The following is an 18,651-nucleotide window of genomic DNA, read 5'->3' as shown; positions in this document are numbered from 1 at the left end:
TCCGACAATGGGAGGTTTCTGGCAGGAAAGCGACTGCAACAGCGATGGGACCTGTGCAGCAGTTCGACGGTACATGACCGAAGATGAAGAATCGCGTTGGCTTTTGCCATCCGATAATTCGCCGCTTTCGAACGAGATCCGTAACGATGTTACCAATCTTGTCCTTAGCTTCGACGCGGTCCTACGGTGAAAGGGAATGTTGCGAGCCGTTCCAGCGTATGGCCCGTTCCGAAATAGCCTCCCAGGATGCAGTCGCTTTGAGCTCCTCCCAGGACATGCCCAGGTATTTCGTCGACCACTCCCACGCAGACTTTCTTGTCGTCCCACGAAGGTGCGCCGCCTGACCCAACGTCACGCGGTTAGCCCAGACATCTGCGTGCAGCTGGCAAAGGAGAAACAACCTCCGCCACTGGACCGTGCCCAACCGCCCAAGCTTGCCAAGTTCCCGGCTTTCTATCCGGGAAAGTGGAGCACGCCGAAGCACCTTAACGAACAGAGGTTCAAGCCCGCGACCGCATCGGCGCCCACAACAATTTGTGAAGTGGCTGATGACCGGCGCCCCCCGAGCCCGGATCGCCCCACGGATCTCCCCTGCATCCATCCTTGCCCCCATGCTCAGTGGCAGCGTCGCCAGATGCAATCCGTTCGCGAGGCCGTCGAGTCGAGCGGGGAGCAGTCCCGCAGTCGAGGTGCCGATCAGCGCGGGGAGCCAGGGAAACCGGATGGCATGATCGATCGCCACCGCGACGTGCTGTAGCTGGTCAGGGCAGTACGGTACGACGAGGATGCTGTCGAGCGGATACTCCGCTGCCACGCTCGGAACGAACGGGACGAGCGACAGTTCGCCCGGGCGGAGAAGCAGGACCGTCATGAGCCTACACCTGCGGGGTCCAACGCGGCGCGGTCGCTACTCGTCGGGGGTCGGGCGTCGGGCGTCGGGTCGAAAGGAAAAGAGTAGCAAGCATCGTGGTCACACTCCGTCAGGGGGTGGCGGTGGTGGTGCCACTTGGAGCGTACCACGGGCAGGATCGAATCGGGAGTGGTGGCGGATTTTGGCGTGCGGAGGAAGATGAGCCCGGTGATTATTGCGGAGAATCAGACTCGCGCCCTCGCTGCGGATAGACTATTCGTTTCACCCCTCACCCCTCAACCTGTGGGGCCAACGGCCCCGCCTCGTTGACCGAAGGGCACTGACATGCGCGGCTGTAATGCCCGTCATCCTCGTAAACGGATACCCCCCGCACCCCATCTTCGGCGTGGCGCGGTTCGCGGGCGGCGTCGCTTCGACGGCGGCGCGGGTCGGCGCGTCGTAGGCGGTCAGGCACCACCCCCAGGCGTACGGCGGCATCCCCGTGAGCGGCATCCAGTCGATCCTGCTCCAGCGCCCCTTCTCGGCGGAATTGGACGAGTCGTTCTGGGCGATCAGATACTGCCCCACAGCATCCCAGCGGACGATGTGATAGCGATTGCGACTGCCGTGCTGCCAAAGCGTGTCGCCGATGGGGTGGCGGGTGCCGTAGTCATCGACGAACGCGCCGATCAGCTGCGCAGGCGCGCGCGCCGGCGCCGGGGCGAGCGGCGGGGATGAGTGGCAGGCTGTGAGGAGGAGGACCCCCCATTCGGGCGCTCGGACTCCGATTGGACGAGAGCGCCTCACCTTAGACCAGCCACTCCACGATCACCACATCACGCCACAGGCCATCGAGCTGTCCGTGACGTTCGTAGGTGCCTACCTCACGGAATCCGTGTCTGACACAAAGGGCTCGCGAGGCAGCATTCTCGGGAAAGATGCGCGCGACAAGCTTCCAAGAGCCCGCTTCGGCGCACGCCGGGAGAAACGCTCCCATCAATGCATCGCCGATTCCCTGCCCTCTGGCCCGCCGTGTCAGACAGATCGAAAAGTCGCCGATGCCGGCGTAACACTCGCGAGCCCGATAGCGCGAGGCGTGGATCCATCCGACAATTGAGCCTCCCTGCTCGGCCACCATGCAGGGGAACGGGCCATCGAGCCAATCAGCGATATCGTCGACGCCACGCGGCGTGGTCTCGAAGGTTGCCGAGCGTTCAGCAATCCCCTCGTTGTAGATCACAGCGATCCTAGGCAGGTCCGTGGCGGTGGCGGGACGACTTTTCGCGGGCAGGCCGGCCTCGCTGATCACATGCGTTGCTGTCACTGCCCCGGCAATCCCCACTTCACCAGCACGCTCGCGCCACTTTTCCCGCGCGCAATTCCCCACGCGGCGTCGCCGGCGAACGAGATGCGGCCGATGGCGAGGCGCTCGAAGGCGAGCTCGCCGAGGTAGGTGCCATCGACGCCGACCCCGCTGAACGCCAACGGTTCAGCATACGAGAGCACCGGCGCGCCGTCGCCGAGCGAGAGTCGCTGCTCCGGTGGCGCGGGCCGACCCTGCACCGGTCGCTGGAGCCAGAGCAGCGCCCCGCTGGCGTCGACCTGGATGCGCGCGAAGATCGGCTTCGCCGCCGGAAGGCGTGGCACGGGCAGACTCATCTTCGTCGCCTCGAACTCGAACAGCGCCTGCCACTCCGCTCGCTCGCGCGGCAGGAACGGCGTCCCGCGGACCGGCACCTCGATCCGAACCACGCGTCCGGTTCGTCTATCGGAGAGCAGCAACGCGGCCCCATCGCTCCGCGCGAGGCTCGCGCGACCATCCCGCATCGGATGCATCAGCCACTGCGGCCAGAACGGCGATGGCAGTTGAGGATTCCCGCTGATGATCGGCGTCACGAGCGAATCGAGCAGCTGCCCCGACAGCGCGATGCGCAGGTAGCCCTGCCACTGCGACGAGCCATCTCCACCCGCGGCAGGCGCGAAGATCGACTGCGACGGACCGGCAAGCAGTGGTGCGTCATTGCTCGGTTCGATCGAGACCGTCAACGCCACGGCTGGCAGGACCCCCCCGTCACGCGCCCAGCGCACAATGCGCTGGCTCCGACGGTCCCACACCCAGATCTCCCCGTCTGGCCCCTCGGCGATCGAGCCTGGCGTGACGGACGGGCCGTAATCTCCGGGCCCCGTCCCAACACGGCCGAGCTGGCGCATCCGCTCACCCTCGGCGTTGAGCAGCAGCAGTTCAGGCCCGCTCACCCCACGACCATCGAAGACGGCGACCCGCCCGTCCGAGAGCGCCAGTACATCCATCAGCTCACCGAACTCGCGACCAGGGGCTGTCCCCTCGACCACCAGCAGTTCAGCTGCCGTGCGCGGGGTGCGCCAGGTGCCTCCCGGGCGCGCGCGGAGGGTTGTGGTGTCTGCCGACGCCTCGATTAAGGCTCGCGCCCGGACGGGGAGCGCTAGCGCGGCGAGCAGCACGACCTGGGTCATCCGATGACTATTCACTTGCACTCCCTCGGCAGCAGAAGACCCTCGGATGCAGCATGTCTCGGAGCGGATTGTACCGGGAGCTATCAGAAGTGGGAGGGTGGCGGCCAGTCGGGGCGGAGATGCGACGTCGCACATTGCACCATGGATCGATCGGAGTTGACCCAGCAGCGATTGCCTGCGAGTGAGCACCAAGCGGGCTCCCCGCTCAGGGGGAGCAAGCTTTCGGTACTTCCCGGACTGGCGCACTTGAAATGGGGATTGGGACGATAGACACCCGATTTTCCGAGCTGGAGGGTTGCAGGTTGAGCACGAAGCGACACTGAGGGGATTGTGTGGTCCCCGCCAGACATTTCCGCACTTCCAAGCGAGGCAGGAGCAGGGGCGAGGCAGCATGAGAGTGCATCGGGGGCCGCGTCGCCAGACACGTTGCGTCACCTCTATCCGTTCAGCCCGATGCATCGGCAACCGTCTACGCAACTCCTCTAGCCGATCTGCTAGGGCAGACCATACAATTGGGCTCTCAGCAACATCGGTCGCTCGGGGGACACACCCGTGAGACCTCTGCGGGAGGGGCATCGCCGGCGCGTCTTGGTGTGGAGCTCCAGACGGTGTCCACACCGCTGCAACCCAGTCCCCCTCCATGCTACGCTCGAATCGCTTTTCGGGGCGGTAAAGGAATGGAGGTGCACAGCCGACGCGAGGTGCCATGCGACCCAAACGCCCCTCCATTCCAGGACGAAGCTGTATATAACGCTAGTCGGTCCGGCCCCGGAGGGTTGCCCTAGGCTCCGCACGGTTGGGTGGAGGTAGCGGCGGAGGCAAAGGTTCGCACAACGACCTTCGAGGCGAATTGGCCAACCGGCGAGCCCCGCCCCCTTGACCGGTCCCCCCTGCCGGCGCAGGCAGGGATCCCCCACTTCCAGGTGGCCCACAGCGCCGGAGAGATGTCGCGTCCCGGACTTTCGTCATTCACAAATAGGATTCTTCCTAGTTGACAAATTCGAAGGTGTCCACAATTTAGAGAAAGCGGATCGGCATCGTGATTGCGCACGGTTCCGTGCGAACGATCGAGCCAGCCTCTTCTACCATTCCAACTGACCGGATCGCCCTCAGCCATACCCGTTTTGCGAGTCCAACATCCTCCGCCTTCGCGTGGAGGCCCGCAAACGATCGTGGGCACTCCCTCCAGTGTGATGCGGGCCCGGCGGCGGCATGACCCCCAAACGATTTCTTGGGCGTCAACTCAACCAGGCATCCTCCACCCCACTGAACTGTGACCCGGCTGGATCGCGTCTAGGAGGAGCCAGATGTATCCCGCCCTTTTCCTGTTGGCGCTCTGGACTGCATTTAATAATTCGAGTTGGGCCAGGACAGGTCATGGCACGCCAATGAGCAGTGCGGCGCTGGCCGACTTGAGGATCGGCCGGTTGCCAAATGGCCGAGCCGCCATTGACCTAGAACGAGTCCTGGTTCAGAACGTTGGCGGACGAGCGGGTCCGTTAACCGTGATCTTGGATGTGCTCGGGACGGACTCGCATCAACCGCTCGTGTCGGTGAGACTGAGTGGTCCGCGATCTGTCCCCGCGGCGGAACACGGAGGATCGGAGGGCGAGGAGTTCACCGTGCCCTATTCCGCTCGAATGGAGCAAGTGGTCGACAGTCTTACGTCACTTGGTCGGGGATATACGCTGCGGGGCCGAGTGGTTACAACCGCACGCGACAGCGACCTAACAAACAACACATCGAGCACCTATTCCCTTGGAGGCTCAGCGGTTCACCCTGGCGGACCGTCAACGCTGCCCTATGCTTTTGAGAATCGAGCGACTCGACCTCTACTAGTTCGATGGCATATAAGCGGCAGCACACTTCCTTTCGGGTGGTCCGCTACTGGGCTTCCCAACACCACTCAACCATTCATCTGGCGCCCGGGGGAAGTCGTTGGCGGGGGCGTTACAGTAATGCTGCCACGCCGCGTCGCGCGAGGAGAATCTTGGGCGCTGTTGATCTCCATTGTCGACGCGCACACTGGTGCCGTCCTAGACCAGAGTGAGTGGTATCCGATATTCGATACCATCCCGCCTGTTGTAACGGAGATCCGTGTCCTACTGATTCCCGACGGTAAGGTTGCAGTCGAACTGGCAGTTGATGATGAGGCATCAAGCGTCAATTGCGCGTCTGTGCGAGGATTTCTTGTCCGCCCCGCCAGTGACGTGGTGCATGAGGGGAGGGCTCACTGCCGTTCACTTATGCTTGGAAGGCCAACACTGGTGGAGCTACTCCTGTCAACTTCAGCGCATGAAGACGGCACATCTATCAGGCTGGTGGTTAAGGACCTCGCAGGCAACATCGCCACCGCCCCACCACTCACCACTAGCGCTTATACCACCCCACGCCAAGCTGCCCGTTTGCTCGCCGTCGGCAGCCCGCGGGGCCCACATGGCGATTACCTCATCTGGTCGTTCCTAGAGCTTGACCGCCAAGAACGAGGCGGCCGTGGCGAGCCGTGGCACGTTTCGTCAGAGGCTGGGCGGCTGCTCTCCCGACTACCAGCTGGGGTGAAGGATCGCCAAGCATGGACTGAACTGCTTCCACCGGTTTTCTCCAGTGACGCACCAGATGGACTGCTTCTGCGCCTGAGGTTTGCAAAGTGAGGTGGCCATCGATTAAGTGGTGTCTCGTCCAGACTCTTGGAGTTCTGTATGTGCTGCACTTCGGCAACGGGCGCCAACATTTGCAGAAGCCGGACACCCCTGCGCGGTCCAGTTGGGACACGACCAGAAGCACCACCGCACAGATTGAACTAGGGCGCCGCCTATTCTCTGAGACCCGTTTGTCACGAAACCGAAGGGTGAGCTGTGCGACGTGTCATTCGCCGCGGCGCGCGTTTACTGAGGGCCGGGCCATAAGTGAAGGCCTAGGCAACTACGCGCGTCGAAGGAATGCGCCCAGTCTGGTTGGCGTGACCTTTCAAAGATCGATGGATTGGGACGGCCGCGCGGGCTCCTTGGAGGAGCAACTGGACGGCGTATTCTCAGCTGGCGGCGACATGGGCCATTCAATCGGATCGGCACTGAAGGCACTTGTCAGCGAGCCGACATACCGGGCAGCCTTCGTACTCGCCTACGGCCACACCCCCACCACCGGAACTTTGAGGAGGGCGCTTGCGGCCTATCAGCGCACGCTGGTATTCAACGATTCACGCTTTGATCGGTTCTACTTCGGCGGCGACACCGCTGCCCTCTCAGCGGCAGAGCTCCGGGGATGGGCACTCTTCAGAACACGGGCCAACTGCGCGGGCTGCCACCATGTACTTGCATACATGTCGGACGGCACACCGATCGCATTGTTCTCAGATCAGGGCTTCCACAACCTGGGCATCGGCTTCCAGTCCGGATGGATGTCCGACAAGGGGCGGTATGCTGTTTCGAGGCAGCGACGCGATTGGGGGGCCTTCAAGACGCCTAGCCTGAGAAATGTTGGCTTGACTGCGCCGTATATGCATGACGGCAGCCTAGCCTCACTCGAAGAGGTGGTCGCCTTCTACGTTCGTGGCGGCACTGCCAATCCCATGCTGGACGCCACGATTGTTCAGCGAACAATGTCAGCCGAGGAACAGCGCGACCTGGTTGCCTTCTTGCACACTCTCTCGAGTGAGCAGCTGTTGCCGACTGCCCGCCCGGCGAAACAGCACTAGTCACCCAAGGGCATGACCTCCGTGCGCTCATGCTTACTCCCAAGGAGATTCGACACATGCCTCACCGCGACCTACGGCAGAGCCTTGCGATGCGCTCCGGTTACCTCGCTTGTCTTTTCCTCGTTGGCTCGGCGATGAGTGGACAGTCGCAGTCACCCCAACTGCTCCAAGTGGCCGAGTGCCGCACCTGCGCGATCCAGGCTACTAAGACGGCATCAATTGGAGAGGCCGGGGGTTACGAGTTGTCGCTTCGCCCATTTGGGGTGACCCGTGCGATGGATGGCACCGTTTGGGTGCTTGAGCAAGGAAAGGCGACCCCTACCGTCTTCAACAGCAGAGGACGGTTCTTGCGCGATGTGGGGCGCAGCGGCGGCGGCCCGGGGGAGTACGAACAGGTTGGCAATATTGTCCCCGGGCCAGACAGCCTTATGCATGTACTGGACCAAGCCCTCAATCGGCGCTCGATCCTACAGTCCGACGGGCACTTCATTCGGAGCGTGCCGCTCTATGGTGTGGGAGGTGCGCTCGGGGGGGCTGTAGCGCTCCCGAATGGGCATTTTATCACGAACCGTTCACTCACGCACGAATCGGATGTCGGATACCTTTTTCAGGAGGTCGACCAGGCAGGCAAGCTGCTCCGCCAGTTTGGGGGCGACGGCTCCTATCGAGCGGATCGCCCATTCGAATCGATTCGGCGTCTAGGTGCTGCTCCGAACAATTCCTTCTGGAGTGCCAAACTCTACGAGTACCGGCTCCAGCTATACGACTCGCAACGCAGGGTGAGCCTTGATCTCATCCGACGGGCCGATTGGTTCCCGACACTGGCAAGGAACGCCTTCCCGCAGGGCGGACGACTAGATCAACCCCCCACACCAGAAATAAAGGGAATCTGGCAAGATGCTAACGGGCTTGTGTGGGTCGTTGCCACGCTCCAGAGTCCGCAGTGGAAGCCGACGCCTTTGAACGGGCGCCCCGGACAACCGTTTGATACTCCGCTAAACGAGGTCCTTCAAACCGCGATTGAGGTCATTGACCCTGCTACCGCAACCGTAATCACCTCCACCCGCGTTCGGTTTGCAACGCTCTGGGTCTTGCGAAATGGATATCTCGCGAGCTATCGAGAGTCCTCGGATGGAACCCCCGTAGTCGATATCTGGCAACTCACACTCAAACGCTAGTTAGAGGAGGTACTGTGTCGACAGCAAATGCATTCCTATGGAAGGGATTGGCCCTGGTGCTACTTGTCATTGTCGTCCCGGGCACAGCAGTGCAAGCGCAGAAGACCCAAGGCGCGGAAAGCGGCGGGACTGAGGCCAGTTGTTTCCATTGTTACACTGGGCAAACCGGCGACATGGGGTGCTACCAGGACGAACACAGGGACCAGATCCAACCGCAGCCAGGCGGCGACCTAAAGGGCTTTGCTCATTTGAATACCTGCGTCACGTACACCTGCTGGGATTGGCTCAATTCTGCCTCACATCAATACTATAACGAAACACTTGAGCTTGACGTCGAAGCCGCGGCCCTCTCACTCGAAGATGGCTCGGACGGTGCGCTCTTCAAGGTGGTTCGCGAGCACTCTCAGGTACGAGTTAACGCTCAGCGGAGCGCAATACAGGTCGTTGACCTACGGACTGGTCAAGTGGTCTTGAACGAGCCCATCCCGCCTGAGCAAGCACACCGACTCCAGTCGAGATTGGATTCAGAAAAGGCCGATCGCAGTCGCTAGTTGCCGCTGGCATCGGATACGGGGGTATCCTCTGGTCAATCAGCGACAGCAGCCTTTTCCCGCCGGACATAGCGATTGAATTAGCTAGGCAAGCCGAAATGCCTTGTCGCCGCGAGAGCGGGCGGGGGCGCCGGTCCACTCGGGGGTTCCCCGGCATGGTCGCCAAGCGCAAAGCCGCCTCGGCTATTGGCGATGGCATCCGCCGAGACGACACCGGAAGACTGCTTGTGGTTGACGGGCAATTGTGAGGGCAACTTGTCACAAGTAGCCAATTCAGTCCTGGGAGATTGCTGCACACGCTCCGGATCAATCGCACGGGCATCGGATCCTTTGGCATCAGCTTCGGGCGAGCCCCCAGGAACCTCTTGGCGCGATTGTAGGCACAATCGACATCCACACGCGACAAGACTCGGAATTCAAGGCCCCTTCCAAACGTGTCGCAGATTCAGAAATCGAAGCCTAAATAGCCTTGGAGCTGCGTCGGCCATGCTCGAAAGGCCAACGCGACGCCATCTTCGCAAGTCCAAGAGGTTGGGCTGCGAGCCTGAAGGCCTCCATACCTGACCGTGAACGCGTGGCGGGACCGTCCTCTTGCCAGCGGACCGATCTGTGTTAGACGACTCAATGGACCCCGAACTCACGGCCGCAATCTGACGTGCTGGCCCCAGGCAACAGCCGCGTGCTGGACCGCCCCACACCTCCGACACAACTCGGGCTGTCGGCGTTTCGAAATATTGACAAGCGGTCGTTACTTCTTGAAGGCGAGCACAACTTCACAACGCATTCGGGCGTCCAACCCCGCTGGTCGGGCTGAGTCTGTGGGGGGTGGGAGGTATCGACGATTGGCTGGGAGAGCCCGTGTACGACGCGATACCAGTGGAGGTCCGCCCTGCTCAGCCACCATCGCAACGATAGACGAGTTGCGGATGAACGTTCCCCTGATCGCTGAGTCGCCCACGACATAGACAGCGCGGGCTCCTGGCCTCAACACCCGATAGACCTGCGCCAAGGCTCTCCCCGTGTCCAATACTTAGCGGGCCAAGAGTTCGCGGTTGCGATTTGACAGGGTCGGGCTCAGTCGCAACCGTCCGATTGTGGCCCTGACACCCGGCGAGTTTGTCGCCTCTTCAGATGCCGCCTCCGCGTCGATACTCACTCCCCTGATCTTGCGCACTGCGGCGACATCATACCCCATCCAGACGAGCGAAAATTTGCTACAGCGCAAAAAGTCGATCGCATTCAGATAGGGCGGCGATGTCAACACAAGGGACTGAAAGCAGTGACTCTCCAGGAACCAGGGCGAGAAAAGCACCTCGGCATCGGGGCCGTGGTAGGTGAGGCCTTGCCTTGCCTCGATTGGCGCGAGCGGTCGCACGAATCCGCGAATGCGGAGCGAATCCGGCTCGACCGATTCGACCGGCCACCGCGCGAGCGACTCGCGCGTCGTGTCCGTGCGCGTCGCGACCCGTCGACCGGTGGTCACCTGACGCACCGAGACGAGTTCAACGGTAAAGCGACGGCCCGAGGCGATCGTGGCGTCGGCGACCTCGAACGACGTCTTCGCCGCCTCGAGCAACTTCGCCACGAACGGATCCTTTCCGACTTCGGCGCCGCACAGCTTCCGATTTCCCACCAGGTGGACGTCAGGGAGCAGCCGCACCGCGGGCATCAGTGTCAGGTCGCCCAGCGAGACGCCACTAGTTGGCACCTCCACGGCGCGCGCGAGGCCACCGGCGTAGCCGATCGCCAGCGCCCTGACCTGGTACCGCCCGGCAGCGGGCGCGGTGAGGAGAAAGAGCCCGGAGGGTGACGTGACCACCCTGCCGATCCGCTTGCCACCGGCATCCTGCAGCTCGACGACCGCACCATCGAGCGGTGCGCTGCGGCTGCCATCGATCACGCGCCCACGGACCGTCGATGCCTGCGCTGGCAGCAACGCAGGAAGGAGGTATCCGATGGCGAGGGCGAGCCGCAGGAGCATGGGGGGAACTCAAGGAAGGGGCTGGGGCGACAACGGTCCCGAACGGATTTTACCCTTGGAATGGGCGAAGCGTAGGCTGGCGTATACGGCGTTTCATCGGGGAACTTCAGGAGGCGACTCGGGAGGAGACGACCAAAAAGCCGGCCCCCGCACTGCGGAGACCGGCCTTCGGTATTGCCCCTCCTGGGATCGAACCAGGACTCTTCTGATCCAGAGTCAGACGTGTTGCCAGTTACACCAAGGGGCAGTGGTCTGGACCGGCGAAATTAGCGGAACCGGCCCGGAGGCGCAATTCCCGGAGGGCACCTAGGGCCGGAACCGCCACCCCTTGCCCTCCTGCCAGATGGGACGGATATCTCAGGAGTCTCCCCACATCACCGCGGCCCGCCCCCAACTCCGGACCCAGGCATGCACTCCTCCCGCCCGCTCCTCCTCGGCCTCACCCTGCTTGCCGTCTCCTCCGCCAGCGGCCAGGCGCGCTCCACCCGTGACAGCGCCGGCGTCCGGATCATCACCACCCCGCTGTTCGCCACGGCCCCCGCCAACCTCGTCCTCGGCAAGCCACTCAGTGAAGTCGGCGGCCTCAACGAGGACCCGGCAAAGGAGTTCGACCACAAGCAGGGCTATCTCCGCGCCGCACTCCTCTCGACCGGCGGGATGGCCGTGATCGACGTGGTCCGGGTCCACTACTTCGACAAGGCGGGGAAGCTGATCAAGATCGTGGGCCGATCAGGGGCAGGCCCGGAAGAGTTCCGCTACCTCACGTCGGTGTGCGCCACCCGCGGTGACACCGTGGTGGCCTATGACAGCCACAATGCGCGCATCGCGATTCTCGACGCGACCGGCAAGGTCGTGCGCACGATCCCGAAGGAGCGGAACGGCAGCCTCCCCTTCGACGCCTGCTTCGCCGATGGCACGTTCACCCTCACCGCGACGGCTTTCGGCGGCCAGGGCAAACCATCGTCGTCGAAACTGACCCGGCTCAACACCGATGGGACAGTCCTGAATCTGCTCGGCGAGTGGGCAGGGCCGCCCTTCAGCTTCGTGACCCAGACCGAACTCACCTCGATCGCGACGGGGTCGCGCCTCGTGGTGGGGAATCCGAGCACCGCGCAGATCAGCACCATCGACGTGAACGGGAAGCCGCTGCAGTCAATCCGATTCAGCGACGCGCGGACGCCGATCACCGACGATGAAGCCGAGACCGCGATGAAGAACACCATCCCGCGCAACACCCCGTCGGCGGAGGTCACGCAGCGTATGGAACGGATGCGGGCCATGGAGTCGCCGACACAGTGGCCCCTCTTCGGGCGAATGCATGTGGACCCGCTCGGCCGGCTCTGGATCATGCACCACCAACGCGACTACAAGGCGGCCTCGGTATGGACGGCGCTCGATGGCGCGGGCAAGGTCGTCGCCCGGCTCGTGCTCCCGCCGCGCGGCAAGTACTCGATGGAAGTGATCGCCTTCGGCAGCAACTCGATCATCATGCGCCGCTTCGACGACGACATGGCGACCTATCTCACCACCTACCCGCTCGTGAGCGCGGGCGCCAAGCCCTAGTCGCTACTGCGACGCCGCCGTGAGCCGCACGTACTTGATCCAGAGGGGCGTCAGCCGGTCCAGCCGCCCCTTGAGCCCCGCCGCCGCCGTTGGCGTGAGGTGCCCAAACGGATCGGCCGTCAGCCGCGCCTTGAGCGGGGGCGACGCCAGAATAGTGTCCATCGCCATCGGCCCGTCGATCTTCCCCTGGTAGTCGAGGTTCTCGAACGCCCGGTTGATCGCGCCGCGGACCTCGCGGTAGCGCCCCTCGCTCAACCCGACCACCTTGGCCGCCTCGGGGATCGTCGCCGACTCCCACTTCGCCTGCCCGGCGTCCGCCCGGGCCTCCGGGGTCGCGGCACTCGCGGCCTTCGCTTCGGCGGCGACCGCCAGCTCCGTCTCGGCGATGATCCCCTTCTCGTATGCCTCGAGCTCCTCGTGCCCGAAGTCGACCGGCGCGACGCGGTCGGCCGCTGCGTTCGCGGCAGGTGGCACGGCAGCGGCGTCCTTGCTCGCGTCGTCGGCGGGCTTGCTGCACGCAGCGATCGACACGAAGAGCACAGCCAGCACGATTCGCCGCCATGGGGCCCTCGCAACGGTGAACCGATCAGGGGATGGAAGGCTCCCGCTGCCCGGAGGCCAGCGCGTCGGGGCGGAACGGCCTAGGCGGCCATGGTCTCCTGCCGGGGGAGCGCCCCCGGGAGGCAGGTGAACCACCCCTTGAGCGCTTCCGTTGCGGCGGGGTCGAGGTGCTGCTTCGCCACCAGCGCGTCGAGCACGCCGATCGCCTGCGGCAACGGCATCCCCGAGCGATACGGCCGGTCAGCCGAGATCGCCTCGGTCACGTCGGCGACAGCGATAATCCGCGCCAGCTTGCCGATCTCGTCGCCCTTCAGCCCCAGGTGATAGCCGGTGCCGTCGAGCCGCTCGTGGTGCGCCGCCGCCGTCGCGGCAAACTGCCGGAAGCGGGAGACGCGCTTGAGGATCTCGAGCGAGAAGCGGGTGTGCTGCCGCATCGACTCGAACTCGATGTCGTCGAGGGCGGCCGGCTTGTCGAGGATCGTGTTGCTCACGCCGAGCTTGCCGATGTCGTGCAGCAGCGCGGCGCGCTTGAGCGTGCGCAGCTCGCGCGCGTCGAGACCCATCGCCTCACCGGTTCGCACCGAGAGGATGGCGACGTTCTGCGAATGCGTGGCGGTGAACGGCGACTTCGCGTCGATCACCCGCGCGAACGCCTCAGCCACGGTGTCAAGCTGTGCGTCGTCGAGCCGGATCACCTGATCCTCGGGCTCCTTGGCGTGCAACGCCGCGAGCGAGTCGGCATGCTGCAGGCCGCCCCAGAACTCGCTGTCCATCTGGAAGGCGTCGAGGCAATCGACGAGCACCGGGTCAAACCAGCGACCACGCCGTGCATGCGCCATCTCGTACGCGGTGCGGACATCGAACGAGGAGACGAAGACTTCCATGGTCTGCGCCAGGCAGGCGATCCGCGACAGCATCGGGATCCCCGAGCCGCGCGTCCCGAACGGCTTGCCGTTGCCGTCCCAATGTTCGTCAAGTGAATGAATCCCCTCGGCCACCCCACGCGGCAGGTGCAGCATCCGCGCGATCTCGGCGCCGCGCTCGCAGCGCGTCTGGATCACCTCGGCCTCGGTCTCTTCCTTCCGGAGCCCGATCATCAGCGTGCGCCACGCCTTTGCGACCTTCGACTTCCCCGGCATCGAGTACTTGAAGACGTACTTGGCGGTGTCGGAGGTCGAGGTCCAGTCGGTCAGCTTGTAGGCATGCTTGACCAGGCGATCGTCCGCCCCGAAGAGGGAGGAGAGCCGGGCGGCATTGGACGAGCAGCCGAGGTCCTTGAGGAGGAGGGTATAGAAGAGGGCCGAACGCTGTTCATCGGCGAGGCCGAGGTGGTCCGCGATCCGCATCCCAATAAGGGTGGTACGGACCGCGTGCCCCAACGGCTGGCCCTCGGTGAGGTCCAGGGCAAAGGAGAGCGCCCCTACAACTTCTGACAGCCGGACCCCCTCGGGGGACGGATCCTCGCGAAGCGCCCGAATGGACGTCCCCTTGGTCGCCCGGGAATTGGGCAGGACCTGAAGGGGGGTGGCACCCGCCTGCCCCCCGGCCACCCCGTCCAGAGACGAGGCAATCCGGGAGACAGCGGGCGCCGACGGCTCGACCGGTCGGGGCTCGACGGGTCGATTCAGGGCGGAGGCAGTTGTGGTCAGGGCGAGGAGCTTGGGCGACATGCCCAGCTGGGGGGCAAAAACAATGCCCGAACCGGCGGACCGGATCGGGCAGATGGAGCTGAGGGGGTTCGAACCCCTGACCTCTGCAATGCGAATGCAGCGCTCTCCCAGCTGAGCTACAGCCCCCTGTTGGGGCCGACAAGATATGAGAGGCAGGGGGGCTGGAGCAAGTCTGGGCGCCTTGCCCGGTGACCTGTAACCAGTGACCTGTGACCAGGGTTTGGGTCCTAGCGGGGTCCTTGTGGGCCGCGCTCGCGCTGGAGGAGCCCCCAAATCAGCCGCTCCACAACGCGCGCCTCCCCGAGCAGTAGCATCGCCTCCTGCGCCGAGAGAGCGCCAACCTCCTCAAGGAAGCGGAGGCACTCGGTCGTTTCGACCGCCGAACCCATCGCGATTCTCAGGTGATGTAGCCAGCGAGGGCTCGGCCGCCATGAGTACCCTTCCACGAGATTCAACCGAACGGACAGGGAAGAGCGCCGGAGTTGATCCAACGCCGGCCCGAGAGTCGGGTGCCAAACCCGAACCGAGAACTGGTGGGCTGCCTGGCTCAGCACCCGAGCATGCTCCCACGCCTTGAGGGATCGGTGATCACGCATCCCTGAAGGCTCTCCGGGGTACCCACATGCCAGCGGCGCACCTGGCCGCGCAGCGGCACGAATCACCGCATCACAGGTCACAGGTCACAGGTCACAGGTCACTGGTCACACTCACAATGCCCACCTCCGCACCGTTAGCCGACTCCCGTCTCTGGCTCCCCGCCGGCGCCTCCCACCTCCGCCCCCGCGCGGGGGGCGAATTCGTCCTGTACTGGATCCAGGTCACGCAGCGCGCGCACGACAACTTCGCCCTCGAGTATGCCATCGAGCAGGCGGATGAACTCGGCGTGCCGGTGCTCGCCTACTTCTCATTGCGGCCGGATTACCCATGGGCGAGTGACCGATTCCACACCTTCATGCTCGAAGGGGTGATCGACATGGCGGCGGGGTTCGCCAAGAAAGGGATCCAGTTCGCCCACTTCCTCGACCAGCGGGTGCAGGGCAAGGGCGTCGATCATCACGCCAACCTGAAGGCATTGGCCGCCCGTGCCTCGCTGGTGGTGACCGACTGGTTCCCGACCTTCATCATGCCGCGGCAGCTCAAGCAGTTGCGCGAGGCGATCGATGCGCCGGTGGTGGCGGTCGATTCCGCGACCGTGGTGCCGGCCCAGTCGTTGGAGAAGGCGTTCAGTGGTGCTCGGCACATTCGCCCGGTGCTGATGAAGGACCTCGACAGCTGGCTGCAGCCGGTGCCGAACAGCACGCCGCGCCACACCACCCCAGTGTCACTGCCGTTCGAGCCGACGGTCGTGACTGAGGAACGGATCGCGGCGCTGGTCGCGGGCTGTCCGATTGACCATTCGGTGGCACCGGCGCGCGGTTGGCGCGGTGGCAGCGTGGCCGCGCGCACTCGGCTCGACTGGTTCGCGGAACACGGCCTGCCGCGCTACCTCGAGCGCAACGACCCGAATGTCGATGCCACCTCGAAGCTGTCGCCGTGGCTCCACTTCGGGCACGTCTCGGTGCACGAGATGCTGCTCACCGCCAAGGCGGAGGGGCCGTCAGAGCAGTACGACAAGTTTCTCGACGAGACCCTCACCTGGCGCGAGCTCGCGTTCAACCTCTGCCGCTTCGAGCCGAGGCACCGCACCATGGCCGCCGTGCCGGAGTGGGCCCAGAAGGAGCTGTCGGACCACAGCGATGACCCGCGAACCCTCTACCGCGACGACGAGCTGGAGTTTGCGCGGACCGACAACGATCTCTGGAACGCCGCGCAGCGCTCCTACCTGCGCGACGGCTGGATGCACAACTACATGCGGATGTTGTGGGGGAAGAGCATTATCGGCTGGACCGAAAACCCGGAGCGCGCGATGCGGCTCCTGGAACACCTCAACAACAAGTACTCACTCGATGGCCGCGACCCGAACAGCTACGGTGGCATCCTCTGGTGCTTCGGGAAGTTCGACCGTCCATTCTACCGTCGGCCGGTCTTCGGCACCGTGCGCTACATGTCCCTCAAGGCGGCGTCCGGCAAGTTCGACGTGGAGCGGTATGTCCGAAGCATGGGGTGACTTTCACGCCGTTCGGGGCGCACGGCTCGGGGCTCGCTGACGCTGCGGTCCGACGTCGCACGCCGGCCGGGCGCCGGCCCGATTGACCGATGGTCACCCGGCGAGCGACTGGACGGTCCTCGCGTCAACGACCCCGACTCCGCGCGCCCCCCAACATCACAACAGATCCTCGGCGGGCCCGGCGCTGGGGGGCCGGACGAGCGGGTTCCGTGTCGTCGAGCCCTCCCCTCCGCCGGACGTGCCGATTGCGGCGCCCCCGGGGCGCGGCCTGCCGCGCCCGAAAGGGCGCCGCGGCGAAGACGCTTGGAACACGCGAGACCGGAGCCCCCAGGTCGGGCCCGCCCGCCGGGAGTACCGAGTACCGCGGCTTCGGAGGCCCCGCCGCCCTGCGGGCGCCAGGGCCGACTGCGCGCGGCTGGCGCGCATCGCTCAGGACAACTTCGCGTCGTCCCCGAACCCGACCTCGACGATCATCCCGTCCCGTGCAATCGTGGTATCGGGAAACACCGCGCGCGCCTGCGCCGCAAGCTCGGGAGCCTCGCGGCTGTACCGCGCCGAGATGTGGGTGAGGTAGAGCTGGCGGACGCCTGCGTCGCGGGCCACCATCGCCGCCTCGCGCGCCAGGCTGTGCCGCGTCTCGAGGGCGCGCTCCTTTTCGTCCTCGCCGAACGTCGCTTCGTGGATCAGCAGGTCCGCGCCCTGAGCCAGGGTGCGCACGCTCTCGCAGGGCACCGTGTCGCCCGTGTACACCACCTTGCGACCGCGGCGCGACGGACCGACCAGCGTCTCCGACGTCACCATCCGGCCGGTGCCATCCGGCACCGCCTCGCCACGATGCAGCTTCCCCCAGAGCGGTCCCTCGGGGATGCCAAGCGACCGCGCCAAGTCGGGATCGAATCGCCCGAGCCGCTCATGCTCAGCCAGCGCATACGCCAGGCATTCGCCACGGTGCGCCGCCTCGCCGACCACCAGGTCGTAGTCGCCGCGCGACAGCACGTCGCCCGGCTTCAGTTCGGTGATCTCGACCTCGAACTTCGTCCGATCCATCCCGAGCGCCACCAGCTGACCGATCGTCCGTTCGGCGCCTCGCGGGCCGTAGAAGCGGAGCGGTGCGGTGCGCGCCTGCATCGACATCCCGCGCAGCAGGCCCGGGATGCCGAGGGTATGGTCGGTGTGGTAGTGCGTGAGGAAGATCTCGTTCACCAGAAAGCCGGTGCCGTAGCGCATCATCTGCCGCTGCGTTCCCTCGCCGCAATCGAACAGCAGCGACTCGCCGGCCCGCTGGATCATCAGGGCGGCGACGTTGCGATCCACCGTCGGGACCGCGGCACTGGTGCCAAGGAAGGTGATCTGGATCATCGCGAGCGGCTGTGCACCAGTCGGAGGAATTCCTCACGCGTCGCGGCGTCGTCGAGGAAGGCGCCGCGCATCGCCGAGGTGATCGTGCTGCTGTCCTGCTTCTGCACGCCGCGCATCATCATGCAGAGGTGCTGCGCCTCGATCACCACGCCGACGCCCCGCGGCTGCAATTGCTGGCCGAGTGCGTCGGCGATCTGGTCCGTCATCCGCTCCTGCACCTGCAGGCGACGCGCGAACACGTCCACCACCCGCGCCATCTTCGACAGCCCGACGATCTTCCCCCCCGGGATGTAGGCGACGTGCGCCTTCCCGAAGAACGGCAGCATGTGGTGCTCGCACATCGAGTAGAACTCGATGTCGCGGACCAGCACCATGTTGTGGTGCGTCTCCTCGAACAGCGCGTCGCCGATCACCTTCTCGGCGCTCTGCTGGTACCCCTGGGTGAGGAACTGCATCGCCTTCTCGACCCGCTCCGGCGTCTTCTGAAGGCCGTCACGGTCGGGGTCCTCGCCCAGGGCGAGGAGGATGCCGCGGATGTGCTGCTGCATGTCGGACACGGGAACTCCCGGGAATTGGCGCGCAACGAACGGGGCGACCGGATGGGCCGCCCCAAAGTCTAACCTCGGATACGCCACCGACCGGGG

Annotated in this window: 11 protein-coding genes and 2 tRNA genes; 3 read left to right on the top strand and 10 right to left on the bottom strand. The window is 64.7% G+C overall.

Annotation, left to right across the window (positions count from 1 at the left end):
- Positions 1–1,658 precede the first annotated feature (1,658 nt).
- Positions 1,659–2,141 carry an N-acetyltransferase gene (locus IPG05_01535; protein ID MBK6493782.1) on the bottom strand — a complete coding sequence of 161 codons (483 nt, stop codon included), beginning with the start codon at positions 2,139–2,141 and terminating at the stop codon, positions 1,659–1,661.
- A 29-nt stretch (positions 2,142–2,170) separates the two neighbouring features.
- Positions 2,171–3,343: a hypothetical protein gene (locus IPG05_01530; protein ID MBK6493781.1), complete on the bottom strand. Its 1,173-nt coding sequence runs from the start codon at positions 3,341–3,343 to the stop codon at positions 2,171–2,173.
- Positions 3,344–6,044: 2,701 nt separating this feature from the next.
- Here IPG05_01530 and IPG05_01525 point away from each other — a divergent pair.
- Positions 6,045–7,037, top strand: coding sequence for a c-type cytochrome (locus tag IPG05_01525; protein ID MBK6493780.1), 993 nt, complete (start codon positions 6,045–6,047; stop codon positions 7,035–7,037).
- Positions 7,038–9,796: 2,759 nt separating this feature from the next.
- Here IPG05_01525 and IPG05_01520 read toward each other — a convergent pair.
- Entirely contained in the window at positions 9,797–10,747 is a 951-nt protein-coding gene (locus IPG05_01520) for a carboxypeptidase regulatory-like domain-containing protein (protein ID MBK6493779.1), read from the bottom strand.
- Positions 10,748–10,921: 174 nt separating this feature from the next.
- A tRNA-Gln gene (locus IPG05_01515) sits at positions 10,922–10,994 on the bottom strand.
- Between the two features lie 161 nt (positions 10,995–11,155).
- Here IPG05_01515 and IPG05_01510 point away from each other — a divergent pair.
- Entirely contained in the window at positions 11,156–12,310 is a 1,155-nt protein-coding gene (locus tag IPG05_01510; GenBank protein ID MBK6493778.1) for a hypothetical protein, read from the top strand.
- Positions 12,311–12,313: 3 nt separating this feature from the next.
- Here IPG05_01510 and IPG05_01505 read toward each other — a convergent pair whose 3' ends face one another.
- The 4 genes from IPG05_01505 to IPG05_01490 form a co-directional block, all read right to left on the bottom strand.
- Positions 12,314–12,859 (bottom strand): hypothetical protein, encoded by a 546-nt coding sequence (locus tag IPG05_01505; protein MBK6493777.1) that lies wholly within the window; start codon positions 12,857–12,859, stop codon positions 12,314–12,316.
- A 92-nt stretch (positions 12,860–12,951) separates the two neighbouring features.
- On the bottom strand, positions 12,952–14,217 hold the full coding sequence (locus IPG05_01500) for an HD domain-containing protein (protein ID MBK6493776.1): 1,266 nt from the start codon (positions 14,215–14,217) through the stop codon (positions 12,952–12,954).
- A gap of 377 nt (positions 14,218–14,594) precedes the next feature.
- Positions 14,595–14,667 (bottom strand) — tRNA-Ala (locus tag IPG05_01495).
- Positions 14,668–14,768: 101 nt separating this feature from the next.
- A complete protein-coding gene (locus IPG05_01490; protein ID MBK6493775.1) occupies positions 14,769–15,137 on the bottom strand; it encodes a four helix bundle protein in 369 nt (122 codons plus the stop codon).
- Between the two features lie 116 nt (positions 15,138–15,253).
- Here IPG05_01490 and IPG05_01485 point away from each other — a divergent pair, with 116 nt between their 5' ends.
- Positions 15,254–16,648, top strand: coding sequence for a deoxyribodipyrimidine photo-lyase (locus IPG05_01485; protein MBK6493774.1), 1,395 nt, complete (start codon positions 15,254–15,256; stop codon positions 16,646–16,648).
- A gap of 429 nt (positions 16,649–17,077) precedes the next feature.
- Here IPG05_01485 and rnz read toward each other — a convergent pair whose 3' ends face one another.
- Positions 17,078–18,007, bottom strand: a complete 930-nt coding sequence (gene rnz, locus IPG05_01480) for a ribonuclease Z (protein MBK6493773.1) — start codon at positions 18,005–18,007, stop codon at positions 17,078–17,080.
- Positions 18,004–18,555 (bottom strand): GTP cyclohydrolase I FolE, encoded by a 552-nt coding sequence (gene folE / locus IPG05_01475; protein ID MBK6493772.1) that lies wholly within the window; start codon positions 18,553–18,555, stop codon positions 18,004–18,006. The genes rnz and folE overlap by 4 nt, the downstream gene beginning before the upstream one ends.
- Positions 18,556–18,651 lie beyond the last annotated feature (96 nt).

This window comes from Gemmatimonadota bacterium, from assembly GCA_016704275.1.
Classification (GTDB): Bacteria; Gemmatimonadota; Gemmatimonadetes; order Gemmatimonadales; family GWC2-71-9; genus Palsa-1233.
The sequence above is the reverse complement of the archived record's forward strand: the minus strand, read 5'-3'. Positions and strand labels throughout refer to the sequence as shown.